Here is a 14214-nt window from a genome sequence, read left to right as displayed (position 1 = left end):
GCCCTATCCGCCGACCGTGACGGATGCGCCCGCCGCCGCCTCGGCCGTGCTTTCGCGCAGACCAACGTCCGCGGGCGTGGCCGGCGGCGCGGTGATGTTCTCGCGGATGCGGCGCGCGGCGTGTTCGCACCGTCCCGGCAGGCCGAAGAACAGGCCGAACGCCTGGCTGCGGACCTCGGCGTCCTCCTGGGCCAACAGGGGCGTCCACATGGCCGTGGCGGCCTCAGCGGCGCTGCGGGCGGCGGTCTTGGCGGCGGCGGACTGGCGCGGCTCGGCCACGCGCAGGGCCTCGCGGAAATCCTGGGCCTCCAGCTTGCCCAGACGCACCAGCTCGCGATCCTCGGCCGAGACATCGACCAGGCTTTCGCCCAGCCGCACATGGCCGCTGACCAGGGCGTCGCACCAGGCGACGAACGGATAGTCCTGTTCCGGCGCGCCGCGCGGCAGCGGGTTGGAATAGGCGATCGCCTCGCGCAGCCGCACCGAGGCTTCGGCCTCGCGCACATTGGCAGCGGTGGCGATGGGCGCGTCGGCGTCCTGAGCCGGGGTCTGGACGGCGGTCAGGGTCAGGGCGGTGAACAGGGCGGTCAGCATGGGCGTGGCGTCTCGTGGCGGGCGATCATCGGCCCCGGATCATGCCGTCCCGCTTGCCCCGATGCGATGGTTTTTCCAAGGCGACGAATGGCCCCGCCTGAACTAAAGCCCGCCTAAACAAGGAAAGGGCGGCGGACCCTTCGATCCGCCGCCCCAACCGTCTCAGGTCCGAAGACCCCGTCCTTAGAACTGGTAGGACAGGCCCAGACGCACGAAGCGCGGCGTCTGATAGGAAGAGATGCGGCCGTAGTCCGCGTTCGGGGTGCCCGGAGCCTGATCACCCACTTCCACGAAGTCGCGAGCGCCTTCGAAGTCGAAGATGTTGAAGATATCGGCCCGCAGTTGGACACGACCGGGGATGCCGGTCAGCGGCAGGTTCCAGGACGCCGACAAGTCGACGTTCTTGTACCATTCGCCTTCGAACTGGCTGCCGCGCGGCGTCATGACGCCGTTGCAGTACCAGGCCGTCATCGTGGTCGGCGACGCACGGCCATCACCCAGCGGATAGGAGCCGATGCAGCCGTACTTGCGCGGCGACTGCAGGATGGCGTTCGCGCCCAGGGTGATGTCTTCCGTCAGCGCATACGAACCGAAGACCTTGTAGGTCTGGCCGCGGTGGTTCGGCAGATAGCCGTACGAACCATCAGTCCAGCCCGGCTCGTCGAAGTCCTGAGTCAGGCCGGTGTCGGCCTGGCCGTTGTCGGACTTCACGCCGCCCTCGATGTTGCCCTTGGATTCGGCGAAGACCGCCGACATGCGCAGGCTCCAGCGACCATCCCACGGACGCTCCGCCGTCAGCTCCAGCGCCTTGTAGGTACGGGTGGCTTCCGGGATGTCCAGGATAGCGGCGGGAATGGTGATCGTCTGACCCGCCAGGAAGGGGAAGGTCGAGGCGTCCGGCGTGATGATCAGATCCGAACCCGGGTTGACCAGAACATAGCCCGAGCCGTTGATCGCGCCGCAGTTGGCCGGCGAAATGCCAGCATAGGCGCAGTAGTTGTCGATGATCCAGCTGGTGTCGAAGTCCTCCATGACCTTCTTCAGATCACGGAACACATAGTTGGCGCCGATGGTCCAGCCATCGAACATGCCCATACCCGAGACTTCGTGCTCGATGCCCAGGATGAATTCATCCTGATACTGAGCTTCCAGGTTCTGAGACACCAGCGAAGCCGCGTCCGGCACGACGCCGGGGGAGAAGACGTTCGACAGCACCGGTCCGCCGTTGAAGGTCGGCAGACAGTTGTTCCGCGGCGAAGCGTTCAAGCAGGCCGTCAGGCCCGCCGCAGTCGCAGGATTGGAGCCCGCGATATTGGTGATGCGGTAGTAGTCTTCGGTGAACAGCTCGTTGCCGGCCATCCGGATGTTGGTGTTGGCCGCGATCGGGATGTAGTACCGGCCGTAGAAACCCTTCACGCTGGTCGAACGATCGCCGAACAGATCGTAGGTGAAGCCCAGACGCGGCGACAGATCGTAATCCGTCTCCACGAAGATTTCACCGGCGGCGTTCGAGTTGGCGAACTTCTCAGCCCGCAGACCGAGTTGCAGCGACAGGCGATCCGTCACATCCCAAGCGTCCTGGATGTAGAAGGCCGTCTGTTCGGTCTTGTATTCGCCGCCCGACAGATAGACGCGATCACGGACATACAGTTCGTTGGCCGGGATCAGACCGCTTAGCGCGCCGCCGGCGCCCGCTTGATAGTAGCGGATGTAGTTGCCGCCCGAATACGACTGGAACGAAGCCGAATGCAGGTCTTCGCGGTCATAACCGATACGGAAATGGTGGTCGCCGAAGAAGTCGTTGATGTAAATGTCGGCATCGACACGGTACATCTTGCGGCTGTCATCACCGGTGGCGATCAGCAGCGCGGGGTTGCCGCGGATCGTGTTCAGGCCCAGGTCCACAACCGAGACTTCAGAGTCCAGGTCGCCCGAAACAGTCTGGTTGAAGCTGCCTTCGCCATACAGGGCCGACAGGGTGAACCAGTCGGTGAAACGACCCGTATATTTGGCGATCTTGGTCTCACCACCCGCGAAGTTGAAGGTGTTGGCCGCATCGCCCGAAGCGAACCGCTGGTTGATGACCTGGGTCTGATCATCCGAGAAGTAAGTCAGTTCCAGGCGATGATCCGGGTTCAGATAGAAGTCCAGCTTGCCGCCGTAGAACGGGTCATCCTGGGTGGCGGTCTGAATCGTCCCCGAGGTGTCGACCGAACCCGTCTCGAAGTCGCGCCAGTTGTAGAAGCCGAAGAAGTAGATGTGGTCACGCAGGATCGGACCCGACAGCCAGACGTTGGCTTCCGAGCGATCGGTCGAGTTCTGCGAGTCCAGGTTCAGTTGGGAACCCGGGCCGACCCAGGTGTCCGGAGCGCTGTCTTCCAGGCTGGACGGTTCGATGTAGTAGTTCAGGCCGCCGTGGAATTCGTCCGAACCCGAACGGGTGACGGCGATAACGGCGCCACCGGTCGAGCGGCCGAATTCGGCCTGATAGCCGCCGGTCTTGACGTCGATCTGCTGGTAGAACTCGAACGGCACGGTGTTGCCGCCCACGAAGGTGCGGAAGTTCGTGATGTTGAAGCCGTTGACGTAATAGACGTTCTCGGCGACCGACGAACCGGCGATCGAGATCTGGTTGCCGAACGCGCCGTCGCCCTGGCTGGTCGATGGAGCCAGCAGCTGGATCGCCGCCAGGTTACGCTGGGTCGGAATGCGGTCGAAGGTTTCCTGCACGTCCACGGTGATGCCGGTGGTGGTGCGGTCGAAGTCGATCGAGGCCGAACGGGTGCCGACCACGACAACGTCGTCGACGCTGCTGGCCGAACCGCCGACCGCGCCGATGGTGAACTGGAAGTCGGCGGCGCCGCCCAGGGTCACGCGAACGTTGGAGTCGGTGTAGGTTTCATAGCCGGCGCTCGCGATCGAGACGGTGTAGCCGCCGACCGGAATTTGCGAGGCGCGGAAACGACCCATGGCGTCGGTGGTCAGGGTGCGGCTTTGAGCGCGGCCGTTCTGGGTGACCGTCACGGTCGCGCCAGAGATCGGCTGTCCCGCCGTATTGGTCACCGTGCCCGACAGGGTGCCGGTGGTGAAGTCCTGCGCGAACGCGACGCTCGGCGTCAGCATGGTGACGGCCGGCGCGGCGACCAGCGCCATGAGCGCTGCTCCGCCGATCATCGTCGACTGAAGCAGGCGTTGCCGAATGGTTTGAGCTTTCAACCTTGATCCTCCTGAAACCGCTCGACGCCCCTGCGTTCAGGAGTTTTCCGAGGCGGCGACCAATTTTTCCGTACGACTTGGTACGGACTCAGGAAGCCTACGTCCCGACCCGTATCCAGGCACAGGGAAATTACGGAGCTGTAATGTATTTGGTGGCAAATTGTCGCAAACGCGCCACAGTTGCCACAATTTGCTCAAAATTGACAATAACCGCGTAGGTTTCACGACAGTTACAAAACAATTGGCAGCATATTGCAGAAACAAAGTTCAAGGTAAAATTTATTACCCTGGCGTAATTGCGAATTGGTAAGTTTGCGAGCTTGGCGCCGGCTCATAAACGCCGCCTCGCCTGTGCAGCGCAGCATGGCTTTGTGTGTCGCAGCGCAAAAACGGCCGCGAACGGCTGATTTCAGCGCGTGATCATCACGCGCGAGGCGTAGGGCGCCGGCTCGGGCGTGCACGAGGCGACGGCCAGTTGCACCGCCATGAGACACAACAGCGCCGCCACGACGGGCTGGAGCCGATTTGAGACACTGAATGCGATGACGCGGACCACGACGCCGGCTCCTGAACGGTTTACGGTCCGTTAAAGGCAAGGTCGGCGCCACATTGGCCCGCCGCCGGATACAAGGTCGCCGCGTGATCCCCTTCGTTCGCCAGTTCGACTTCGCCTATGGCCGCCGCGATCAGGCGTCGGCCCTGATTCAGCGCGTGGTGGCGGACAATCCCGGCCCGTTCACCTTCACCGGCACGGGAACCTATATCGTGGGACGCGACCAGCCTGGGGCGGCCGTGGCGGTGATCGATCCCGGACCGGCCGATCCGGCGCACCTGCAGGCCCTGCTGGACGCCGTTCGCGGGCGCCGGGTCAGCCATATCCTGGTCACCCACACCCACCGCGACCATGCGCCCCTGTCACGCGACCTGGCCCAGGCCACGGGCGCCCTGATCCTGGGGGCCCGACCGCCCGCGCAGGACACCCATGCCTCGGGCGCCCTGGACGAAGACGACGACGTCGACTTCCGCCCGGACCGCATCCTGTCGGACGGCGAGCGCGTGTCTGGCGACGGATGGACCCTGCGCACCGTGGCGACGCCGGGTCATGCCTCGAACCATCTGGCCTTCGTGCTGGAAGAGGAAAAGGCGCTGTTCAGCGGCGATCACGTCATGGGCTGGTCGACCACGGTCGTGGCCCCGCCCGACGGCGACATGGCCGACTATTTCGCCAGCCTGGACAAGGTGATGGCCCTGGACATCCAGACCATCTGGCCCACGCACGGGCCGCCGATCACCGATCCGGCGCCCTTTCTGGCCGCCTATCGCGCGCACCGCCTGGGGCGCGAGACCCAGGTGATCGAGCGTCTGGCGGCGGGAGACCGCACCATCGCCCAGATGGTCCCGGTTCTGTATGCGGCGGTCGATTCCCGACTGTGGCCGGCGGCCTCGCTGTCGGTGCAGGCGCATCTGATCAAGCTGGTGCGCGAGGGACGGGTCGTGGCGGAACCGGCGCCGACGCTGGGCGCCGCCTACCGTATGGCCTGAAGCTCGGTCAGTATGGCCTGGGCCAGGCGACAGGCCTCGCCGCCGTCGGGCCGGTCCTGGCGGGCGGTGACGCGCACATCGGTGCGGCCCGGCCGGATGCGCACCACGGCGTCGTGGGAAAAGCCGAACCAGAAGCCCGTGCGCGTGCCGTCCGCCCGGCCGACACCGGACCCCAGCACGTCGAAGCCCGCCTGATCCAGCGCCCAGGCCGCCGATTCCGGCGCCGCCTGGCGGGGCGAAAACGCCAGCTCACAGCCCGAGAACTGGCCCGCGGGCGTCAGGGCCGGCGCATCGGCGGCCGCGCGGTGTCGGCTCAGCACCCCGCCATAGACGGGCGGATCCTCGGGATTGCTGGTCACATCGCCAAAGCCGCCCTGAATATGAAAAGGCGTCTGCGCCTGCATCCAGGCCCAGCCGAACAGGCCCGCCGTCAGCCCGGCCGCCAGCACAGCCGTCGCGGCCGCCAGCCGTGCCGATCCGCCGCGACGCACCGCCTGGGCGACGGCGGCCAGGGCGGCGACCGCCCCGACGACCGCCAGGCCCAGCCCGACCTTCCAGGTCAGCAGGCCCCAGCCGATGCGCCAGTCCCACAGGCCCAGATGCGTGCCCATGGCCGCGACCATGACCACCAGCGGCGCCAACAGGGCCAGGGCCGTCAGCCGCCAGGCCGTCCGGTTCGATCCGCTGCGCGCCATGGCCGCTCCTTACGTCCGTCTATCCCGCCGTGGGCAGGCGATAGTCCTTCATCTGCTCCCGCAGGGTCTTCTTGTCGATCTTGCCGGTGGCGCCCAGGGGGATGTCATCCACGGCCACCACGTCGTCGGGCATCCACCATTTGGCGATCTTCCCTTGCAGGAAGTCCAGATGCTCCTGCTTGTCCAGGGTTTCGCCCGGCTTCAGCTTCAGCACCAGCACCGGCCGTTCGTCCCATTTGGGGTGGGCGGCGCCGATGACGGCGGCCAGTTCGACCTTGGGGTGGCCCACGGCGATGTTCTCGATCTCGATCGAGCTGATCCATTCGCCGCCCGACTTGATCACATCCTTGGCGCGGTCGGTGATCTGCATGAAGCCGTGCTCATCGACCGTCGAGACGTCGCCGGTGTCGAAGAAGCCTTCGTTGTCCAGGATCTCGCCGCCTTCGCCCTTGAAATAGGCGCCGGCGATGGTCGGCCCCTTGACCATCAGCCGCCCATAGGTGTGCCCGTCATGAGGCATGTCCTGGCCGGCGTAGTTCTTCAGCTTCAGCTCGACGCCCAGCGGCGGCTGGCCCTGTTTGATGCGCCACTTCATCTGCTCGTCATACGGCAGGGCGGCCAGTTCCGGCGTCAGGTTGGACAGGGTGCCGATGGGCGAGGTCTCGGTCATGCCCCAGCCTTGCAGCACTTCGACGCCGAACTCGTCGTGGAAGGCGCGGATCAGGCTTTCGGGCACGGCCGAGCCGCCGATCAGCACCCGCTTGACCGTGGACAGGCCCAGCTTGTTCTCGCGCAGGTGCGCCAGCAGGCCCTGCCACACCGTCGGCACGGCGGCCGAGAAGGTGACGCCTTCGGTCTCCAGCAGTTCATAGATGGCGGCGCCGTCCATCTTGGCGCCCGGCATGACCAGCTTGGACCCGGCCGCCGGCGCGGCGAAGGCGATGCCCCAGGCGTTGGCGTGGAACATCGGCACCACCGGCAGGATCACCTCCTTCGGCGACGGGCCCAGGACGGTGGACTGCATGCCCAGCAGCGTATGGATGAAGTTCGACCGGTGCGAATACAGCACCCCCTTGGGGTTGCCGGTCGTGCCCGAGGTGTAGCACAGGCCGCAGGCGGTCTGTTCGTCGAAGCCGCCCCAGACGACGTCCTCGGACGCATCCTCCAGCAGGGCTTCATAGCATTCGGCGCGCGGCAGCTTGGTCGCCGGCATGGTCCACTGGTCGGTCATGACCACCACCCGCTCGACCGTCGGGCAGTGCGGCAGGATGGCTTCCAGCAGCGGGATGAAGGTCAGGTCGACGAAGATGATGCGGTCTTCGGCGTGATTGATGATGTAGATCAGCTGTTCCGGGAACAGGCGCGGGTTCAGGGTGTGGCACACCGCCCCGATGCCCATGATGCCGTACCAGGCCTCGATGTGGCGGCCGGTGTTCCAGGCCAGGGTGGCGATGCGATCGCCGACCTTGACGTCCCAGGCCTTCAGCACGTTCGACACCCGCTTGGCGCGGCGGTGGATGTCGCCATAGGTGGTGCGGACGATGGGGCCTTCGACCGACCGGGTCACGACCTCGCGGTGGCCGTGCCAGTTGTTGGCGTGGTCGATGATCTTGTCGACCGTCAGCGGCCAGTCCTGCATCAATCCCAGCATCGGCTTTTCCTGGTCCCTCGTTATTGCGCCTCATCAATCGGGCGCTTGTGGCCACGCTATACTGTGTGAACGCCGATAAGCAATCGAACCGGCTGCGGCGGATTGGCCTTAAGGCGTTTCAGGCCCTATGAGCGCTCCATGGCCATATTGATCGGCATCACCGGCGGCTCGGGTTCGGGCAAGAGCACCCTGGCGGAAACCCTGTATGCGGTGCTGCCGGCCGGATCGGCCGCGCTGCTGCGCGAGGATTCCTATTATATCGACGCGGCCGCCCTGCCCGGCTTCGACGCGGCGCGGTTCGATTTCGACGATGTGCAGGCGCGCGACCACGACCTGCTGGCGGCGCATCTGGCCGAACTGAAGGCCGGACGCGGCGTCACCGCGCCGATCTATTCCTTCATCCACCACGGGCGCGAACCGGGCGGCGAACCGGTGGCCGCGACCCAGGTGGTGATCGTGGAGGGCACCCACATCCTGTGCACGCCGACGGTGGCGGCGCTGTTCGACATCCGCGTCTTCGTGGACACTCCGGCCGACATCCGTTTCATCCGCCGGCTGCTGCGCGATCAGAGCGAGCGCGGACGCTCGGCGGACTCGGTCATCCAGCAGTATCTGGCCACCGTGCGGCCGGGCCATGAGCGGCTGACCGAACCGTCGCGCGTCCACGCCGACTTCATCATCGCCGACGCCACGGCCGCCGTCCGACTGGAAGACCCGCAGGCGGTCGTGCGCCTGGCCGCGCCGGTTCTGGCGCACCCATTACTGGCCGCCCTACTGTCAAGCTGAAGCTGTTTTCAGCGCCATTCAAGTAATGATGGTTTTTTTCTTGCAGGCCGCGCACGTTCGCGCGACGCTCATGGGCAACCCGCTGCTGATTGGCGACTAATGCTCAAGGGCGAAGACCCCACCCCCGCCGAAGACTCCCGTCGCGACACCATACTGCGCCTGGCCAAGCGACGCTTCATGACCGAAGGCTATGCCGGCGCCCGGATGGAGCCGATCGCCAGGGAAGCCGGGGTCTCGACCGCCACCCTCTATGGCTATTTCCCCGGCAAGGCCGAGTTGTTCAGCGCCGTGATCGACGATGCGTCACGGGACTTCGCGCGCCAGATGGACCAGGTGCGGATCACCGGCGCCGATGCGCACCAACAGTTGACGGCCTTCGCCCGCGCCTATGCCCAGTTCATGGGCGACCCGTTCGTGCGCGCCGTGTTCCGACTGGTGATGGCCGAGAGCCAGCGGTTTCAGAGCGTGGCCCAGGGCTTTTTCGAACGCGGGCGCGCCGACTTCGGCGGGGTTCTGATCGCGGCCCTGAAAACCCTGTGCGACCGCGGCGAACTGAAGATCGACCAACCGTCGTGGGCGGCCGGGCAGTTGATGGGCATGATCGAACATCCGGCCTTCTGCGTGCCGCTGTTCGTGGGCGATGTCGCCCTGCGCCGCAGCCTGGACGACATCGCCGATGACGCGGTCCAGACCTTCCTAGCCCGTTACGGGGTCTGAGGCGGCGGCGGCTCAAGACCGCCAGGCTGAACGATCCCCGCTTTCCTTGGATTCCGCCCGAGGCGATGGCGCCCGGACTCTGGGTGCTGGACGGTGATCACAGCCCCATCGCCACCGCCGATCGGACGTGATTTGTAACCTGACTTGATATTGCGTCTGCGAGTCGTTCGCAGTAAAGGCCGCGCCTGTTCTTCAGCGAAGGCCCTTCCCATGCGCACCTCCCTGCTTCTGTCCGTCGCCGCCGGCGCCCTTCTGGCCCTGCCGGTCGCCGCCCTGGCCAACGAACCGACCGGCGACGAGCCGCAGGCCGCTCAACTGCCCCCGGTCACGGTGCTGGCCACCCGCACCGAAACCCGCGTGGACGAAGCTCCGGCCACCGTCACCGTCTTCACCGCCCAGCAGATCGAGGCCATGCTGGCCACCGACATCAAGGATCTGATCCGGTTCGAGCCGGGCGTCAGCGTTCCGACCAGCCCGGCCCGTTTCGGCGCGGCGCTGGGCACGGCGGGCCGCGACGGCAATTCGGGCTTCACCATCCGGGGCCTGGGCGGCGACCGTGTTCTGATCGTCGTCGATGGCGTGCGCACGCCCGACAGCTTCACCTTCGGCGCCCAGAACGTCGGGCGCGGCGGCTATGCCGATCTGGATTTGATGCGGTCGGTCGAGATCCTGCGCGGCCCGGCCTCGGCGCTGTACGGCTCGGATGGCGTTGCGGGCGCCGTCAGCTTCACCACCCGCGACCCGGACGACCTGATCCGCGCCGGGAACACCCAGGGCCTGCGCGCCCGCGTCGGCTATAATTCGGCGGACGAAGGCCTGACCTACGCCGGGGCCTGGGCCGGACGCAGCGGCCCCCTGTCGGCCCTGGTCGCCTGGACCCACCGCGACGCCAGCGAGACGGAAACTCAAGGCAAGGTCGGCGGCGTCGGCAGCGCCCGCACCGAGGCCAACCCCCAGGACATCACCTCCGACGCCTGGCTGGGCAAGCTGGTGTGGGAAATCGCGCCGGGCCACCGCCTGCGCGCGGTCTATGACCTGTACGAATCCGAAATGACGGCCGATATCCTGAGCGGCCGCAGCGCCTCGGTGGCGCAACTGCTGGCCGAAGACACCACCCGACGCGAGCGGATCGGCCTGGACTGGCGGTTCGAAGACGCCCTGGGACTGGAGCGCGGTCAGGTCGCCGTCTATCGCCAGGAAGCCACGACCCTGCAATTCAGCGCCGAGGACCGCACCACCCTGGCCGACCGCACCCGCGCCAACCACTTCAACAACGAGGTGTTCGGCGTTTCGGCCGATGCGGTGAAGACCCTGACCCTGGGCGGGGCCCAGCATCGCCTGACCTTCGGCGGCGACTGGTCGGAAACGACCCAGCAGGGCATCCGCGACGGCACGGTGCCGCCGGCGGGCGAAGTCTTCCCGTCCAGCCCCTTCCCCAAGACCGACTACACCCTGGCCGGCGCGTTCGTGCAGGATCAGATCAGCCTGAAGGACGGCGCGCTGCAGATCATCCCCGCCCTGCGCTGGGATCGCTATGAACTGTCGACCGCCAGCGACCCGCTGTACACCGGCCCGCGTGCGGACCAGTCGGACGATCATCTCTCGCCCAAGCTGGGCGTGGTGCTGTGGGCCAATCCGTCGGTGGCCCTGTTCGCCAACTACGCCGTCGGCTTCAAGGCGCCGACGCCCAGCCAGGTGAACAACGGCTTCGCCAACCTGGCCTTCGGCTATATCTCGGCCTCGAATCCCGACCTGCGCCCGGAAACCAGCCGCAGCTATGAGATCGGCGTGCGCACGCGCGAACTGCCCCTGTTCGACGGCGCCCTGTCGGCCCAGATCGTGGCCTTCCAGGCGGACTATGAGGACTTCATCAGCCAGCAGGTGGTGTCCGGCTCCTTCACCCCGATGGACCCGGCTGTCTATCAGTACGTCAACTTCACCGAAGTGAAGGTCGCCGGTCTGGAGGCCAAGGCCGAGCTATGGTGGGACAATGGCTTCAGCGCCCGCTTCGCCGGCGCCTGGGCCCAGGGCGACAGCATCAGCGCCGGGGTGCAGACCGCCCTGCCGACCATCGATCCGGTCAAACTGGTGTTCGGCCTGGGCTATGATCAGCCCGCGGGCCGGTTCGGCGGTCAGGCCATTCTGACCTGGTCGGCGGCCAAGGACGCCTTCGACACCACGGGCCTGAGTTGCTTCAATCCCAATCCGTCGGCGGGATGCGCGGTCGGCGACGACTTCGCCCTGGTGGACGTCACCGCCTATTGGAACATCACCGATCAGGTCAGGGCCCGCGTCGGCGTGTTCAACGTCTTAGACGAAACCTACAGCTGGTGGAGCGACATCCGCGGCGTGGCGACGTCCTCGACCGTGCGCGACGCCTACACCCAACCGGGGCGCAACATCGGCGTGTCGTTGAGCTTGCGCCTGTAACCGCACAAGCCGATAACGCGACTGACTTGCAACAGGACTGACGCCATGACCCGCGCCCTGATCATCGCCGCTGCGCTGCTGGCCCTTGCCACACCGGCCCTGGCGCAGACGCCGCCGCCTGCGGCCGCCGCCGCCCAGGCGCCGGCGTCAGCGTTCGAACGCGACCGCCAGGCCATCCTGGCCCAGGCGGGCCAGTATCGGGTGCGGTTCGCCATGCACGAGCGGGTCAGCTTCCGCGAGGGTTACACCCCGCTGGACGAAGACCTGTCGGGCGGCAACGAGATCGTGCGCGTGGTCTATGACCAGGGCGACCGCATCAGCCTGCAGCACATCCTGGTGATGGAGCACAACGGCCAGACCATGGTCATCAAGCACTGGCGTCAGGACTGGGTCTATCAGCCGGAAACGGTGCTGACCTATGCCGGGCCGAACCGCTGGACGCTGACGGCGGTGCCGGATGACCAGCGGCGCGGCGCCTGGTCCCAGACGGTGTGGCAGACCGACGATTCGCCCCGCTATGGCGGCGTCGGCCGCTGGACCTACGACCACGGCCTGGCCCAGTGGACCAGCGGCCCGACCTGGCGGCCCCTGGCCCGCCGCGACGCGGTGCGCAGCCCGATCTACGACCGCTATCTGGGCGTCAACCGCCATGCCCTGACCCCCGGCGGCTGGGTGCACATCCAGGACAATATGAAGATGGGTCCGGCCTCGGCGGGCGCCGAACCGACCGCCATCGTCCAGGAGGACGTGGTCAACACCTACAACCGCTGGGACGGCTACAACCCCGCGCCGGGCGACGACTACTGGGCCAAGAGTCAGGAATACTGGGCCGCCGTGCGTCAGGCCTGGGACCAGGCCATCGCCCGCGCAAACGGCGTGCATCTGCAGGAAGCGGCCAACCAGGGCGCCGTCACCGGCGGCCCGCTGATGGACTGGGGCCAGAAGGTCGCCGACGGCGAAATGACCACCGCCGACGCCATCGCCCAGGCGCGCGCCCTGATCGAACAGGCCACGGCCGAACCGGCGGCCTGATCGGCCCTCAGGGCCACAGGCGGGTGCGGCGCCACCCCTGCCCGTCCCGCTGGAACCGGATGCGGTCGTGCAGGCGGAACGGCCGGTCGCGCCAGAATTCGATCGCTTCGGGGATCACGCGCCAGCCGCTCCAGCGGTCGGGACGCGGCACGTCCTGCCCCTCATACCGCGCCGTCTCGCGCGCCACGGCGGCCTCCAGCTCGGCCCGGTCGCCTAGAGGCCGCGACTGATGCGACACCCAGGCGCCGATGCGGCTTTCGCGGGCGCGACTGGCGAAATAGGCGTCGGCCTCGGCCGCCGTCACCGGCTCGACCCGGCCCCGCACCCGCACCTGACGGCGCAGCGTCTTCCAGTGGAACAGCAGGGCCGCCCCCGGCATGGCCGCCAACTGCTGGCCCTTGGCGCTTTCCTGGTTGGAATAGAAGGTGAAGCCGCGCCCATCGACATCCTTCAGCAGCACCATGCGGCAGTCCGGCAGACCGTCGGCGTCCACGGTGGCCAGGGCCATGGCGTTGGCGTCGTTCGGCTCGTGCCGCTTGGCGTCCTCCAGCCAGTCGACGAACAGGCCGAACGGATCGTCGCGCTCGAAGGCGGCGTCATCGGCGTTGGCGGCCAGGGCGGCGGCATAGTCGCGGGCGTATTCCTCGCGCGACGGGCTGGGCGGGATCACGGGGGCGGTCATGGCGGCCTACATACGCCGCGTCGGCGATGCGGTTAACCCCGCCTTGACCATAAGCCGCGCCTTAGTGCCCCCATGCGCGCCGCCGGACGATCCGAGATCGCCTCCCTGAAGGAAGCCTATGCCCTGATCGGCCTGAACGGCCCGGTCCAGGGGGCGGCGCTGACGGCCGCCTTCCGCGCGGCGGTCAAATCGGCCCGGCCCGATTGCGACGGTGGCGACGCCGACCGGTTCCGCCGCGTGATCGCCGCCTGGCGCCTGATCCAGCAACAGAATCCGCCCCGCCCCGCCCTGGCGGCGCCCGACCGGCGCACCGCGCCGCCGCCGATTCTGGGCCTGACGCCGATGCAGGCGGTGGCCGGCGGCGCGATTGAGGTCATGCTGGGCGCGCGGCGGCTGAAGGTGCGGGTTCCGCTCGGCCTGCGCACTGGCGAGCATCTGCGGCTAAAGGCGGCGGGACTTGATGGCGGGGATCTGTATCTGCCCGTCCGCATCCGGCCCCAGGACGGGCTGTCGGCCCTGGGCGACGACCTGTTCATGGACTGGCCCTGCCCGGCCCGGCTGTTCGACGACGGCGGCAGGATCGAGATCGAGACCTGGGCCGGGCCGCGCAGCGCCTGGGTGGTCGGCGGCGTGGCCAATCCCTATCGCCTGGCCCTGCGCGGCCTGGGCCTGCCCGCGCGCGGATCGCGGCCGCAGGGACGGCTGTTCGTCACCCTGACCCCCGCCGAAGACGTCCCCTCGGCGGCCGAGGATCTGCTGGCCCGCTTCAGCCGGGTCTGGACGCCGGGGCGTGTCGCGGCCTAACGCTGGGGTCGACATGTCGCACAACACCTTCGGCCATCTGTTCCGCGTCACCACCTGGGGCGAAA

General features: G+C 67.3%; 12 protein-coding genes. 6 read left to right on the top strand and 6 right to left on the bottom strand.

The window, feature by feature from the left end; genetic code table 11:
• Nucleotides 1–3: 3 nt before the first annotated feature.
• The 3 genes from Q0581_RS09295 to Q0581_RS09285 form a co-directional block, all read right to left on the bottom strand.
• Nucleotides 4–594, bottom strand: coding sequence for a hypothetical protein (locus Q0581_RS09295; protein WP_298699642.1), 591 nt, complete (start codon nt 592–594; stop codon nt 4–6).
• Nucleotides 595–777: 183 nt separating this feature from the next.
• Complete coding sequence (locus Q0581_RS09290; protein WP_298699640.1) at nt 778–3747, bottom strand: TonB-dependent receptor; 2970 nt, start codon at nt 3745–3747, stop codon at nt 778–780.
• 472 nt (nt 3748–4219) lie between these two features.
• Complete coding sequence (locus Q0581_RS09285; protein WP_298699639.1) at nt 4220–4366, bottom strand: hypothetical protein; 147 nt, start codon at nt 4364–4366, stop codon at nt 4220–4222.
• A gap of 83 nt (nt 4367–4449) precedes the next feature.
• On the opposite strand from Q0581_RS09285, the gene Q0581_RS09280 reads away from it, so the two are divergent.
• On the top strand, nt 4450–5352 hold the full coding sequence (locus Q0581_RS09280) for an MBL fold metallo-hydrolase (RefSeq protein WP_298699637.1): 903 nt from the start codon (nt 4450–4452) through the stop codon (nt 5350–5352).
• On the opposite strand, the gene Q0581_RS09275 is transcribed toward Q0581_RS09280, so the two are convergent.
• Entirely contained in the window at nt 5337–6047 is a 711-nt protein-coding gene (locus Q0581_RS09275; RefSeq protein WP_298699636.1) for a DUF1499 domain-containing protein, read from the bottom strand. The genes Q0581_RS09280 and Q0581_RS09275 overlap by 16 nt on opposite strands.
• A gap of 19 nt (nt 6048–6066) precedes the next feature.
• Entirely contained in the window at nt 6067–7698 is a 1632-nt protein-coding gene (locus Q0581_RS09270) for a long-chain-fatty-acid--CoA ligase (protein WP_298699634.1), read from the bottom strand.
• 138 nt (nt 7699–7836) lie between these two features.
• Between Q0581_RS09270 and udk the strand changes: the two genes are divergently transcribed.
• From udk to Q0581_RS09250, 4 genes are all read left to right on the top strand, one after another.
• A complete protein-coding gene (gene udk / locus Q0581_RS09265; protein WP_298699633.1) occupies nt 7837–8484 on the top strand; it encodes a uridine kinase in 648 nt (215 codons plus the stop codon).
• Nucleotides 8485–8583: 99 nt separating this feature from the next.
• Nucleotides 8584–9201 (top strand): TetR/AcrR family transcriptional regulator, encoded by a 618-nt coding sequence (locus Q0581_RS09260; RefSeq protein ID WP_298699631.1) that lies wholly within the window; start codon nt 8584–8586, stop codon nt 9199–9201.
• Nucleotides 9202–9411: 210 nt separating this feature from the next.
• Nucleotides 9412–11631: a TonB-dependent hemoglobin/transferrin/lactoferrin family receptor gene (locus Q0581_RS09255; protein ID WP_298699630.1), complete on the top strand. Its 2220-nt coding sequence runs from the start codon at nt 9412–9414 to the stop codon at nt 11629–11631.
• Nucleotides 11632–11676: 45 nt separating this feature from the next.
• Nucleotides 11677–12663, top strand: coding sequence for a DUF6607 family protein (locus tag Q0581_RS09250; RefSeq protein ID WP_298699629.1), 987 nt, complete (start codon nt 11677–11679; stop codon nt 12661–12663).
• A 7-nt stretch (nt 12664–12670) separates the two neighbouring features.
• Here Q0581_RS09250 and pdxH read toward each other — a convergent pair whose 3' ends face one another.
• Nucleotides 12671–13345, bottom strand: coding sequence for a pyridoxamine 5'-phosphate oxidase (gene pdxH, locus Q0581_RS09245; RefSeq protein WP_298699628.1), 675 nt, complete (start codon nt 13343–13345; stop codon nt 12671–12673).
• Nucleotides 13346–13417: 72 nt separating this feature from the next.
• Between pdxH and Q0581_RS09240 the strand changes: the two genes are divergently transcribed.
• Nucleotides 13418–14149 (top strand): DnaJ C-terminal domain-containing protein, encoded by a 732-nt coding sequence (locus Q0581_RS09240; RefSeq protein ID WP_298699626.1) that lies wholly within the window; start codon nt 13418–13420, stop codon nt 14147–14149.
• The last annotated feature ends 65 nt before the right edge of the window (nt 14150–14214 follow it).

Source organism: uncultured Brevundimonas sp., from assembly GCF_937863155.1.
GTDB lineage: Bacteria > Pseudomonadota > Alphaproteobacteria > Caulobacterales > Caulobacteraceae > Brevundimonas.
The sequence above is the reverse complement of the archived record's forward strand: the minus strand, read 5'-3'. Positions and strand labels throughout refer to the sequence as shown.

Bases quoted from the DNA above. Each gene is read 5' to 3' on its own strand.
- Q0581_RS09260 (WP_298699631.1), top strand. From the start codon at position 8,584: ATGCTCAAGGGCGAAGACCCCACCCCCGCCGAAGACTCCCGTCGCGAC.
- Q0581_RS09275 (WP_298699636.1), bottom strand. From the start codon at position 6,047: ATGGCGCGCAGCGGATCGAACCGGACGGCCTGGCGGCTGACGGCCCTG.
- pdxH (WP_298699628.1), bottom strand. From the start codon at position 13,345: ATGACCGCCCCCGTGATCCCGCCCAGCCCGTCGCGCGAGGAATACGCC.
- Q0581_RS09290 (WP_298699640.1), bottom strand. From the start codon at position 3,747: ATGGCGCTGGTCGCCGCGCCGGCCGTCACCATGCTGACGCCGAGCGTC.
- Q0581_RS09255 (WP_298699630.1), top strand. From the start codon at position 9,412: ATGCGCACCTCCCTGCTTCTGTCCGTCGCCGCCGGCGCCCTTCTGGCC.
- Q0581_RS09240 (WP_298699626.1), top strand. From the start codon at position 13,418: ATGCGCGCCGCCGGACGATCCGAGATCGCCTCCCTGAAGGAAGCCTAT.
- Q0581_RS09250 (WP_298699629.1), top strand. From the start codon at position 11,677: ATGACCCGCGCCCTGATCATCGCCGCTGCGCTGCTGGCCCTTGCCACA.
- udk (WP_298699633.1), top strand. From the start codon at position 7,837: ATGGCCATATTGATCGGCATCACCGGCGGCTCGGGTTCGGGCAAGAGC.
- Q0581_RS09270 (WP_298699634.1), bottom strand. From the start codon at position 7,698: ATGCTGGGATTGATGCAGGACTGGCCGCTGACGGTCGACAAGATCATC.
- Q0581_RS09295 (WP_298699642.1), bottom strand. From the start codon at position 594: ATGCTGACCGCCCTGTTCACCGCCCTGACCCTGACCGCCGTCCAGACC.